Genomic DNA, 286 nt, shown 5'->3' with positions numbered 1-286 from the left:
CCCCAAAGAATATCCAAGTGTCCGCGATAAAATTATTGCCGAGTTTTTTACCAACCAAGTTGAGCAAAAACTGGCAAATGAAATTGGCGCAAAAGACGTTACTGTCTATTTCCAATTTAAACCTAGCCCACGTATCTGGATTCAAACGCCAGAAATGCATGGTAACTGGGTTCGTGAACCTTTAAAAACCTATGCCAACTATAGCCCCGAGCTACTGGTAGGCTGGGTTGTGGGTGTCCCATTAGTTTCGGCCATCATTATTTTAATTTTGGTTCGACAAATGAAC

1 protein-coding gene is annotated in these 286 nt (G+C 42.0%); it reads left to right on the top strand.

The window, feature by feature from the left end; all coding sequences use genetic code 11:
• Positions 1 to 286: hypothetical protein (locus ACNQ0W_RS25660; protein ID WP_417933339.1), on the top strand; the 286-nt coding region annotated here is incomplete at both ends.

The organism is Enterobacter cloacae complex sp. 6730903 (genome assembly GCF_048283985.1).
Lineage (GTDB): Bacteria > Pseudomonadota > Gammaproteobacteria > Enterobacterales > Enterobacteriaceae > Enterobacter > Enterobacter hormaechei_C.
The sequence above is the reverse complement of the archived record's forward strand: the minus strand, read 5'-3'. Positions and strand labels throughout refer to the sequence as shown.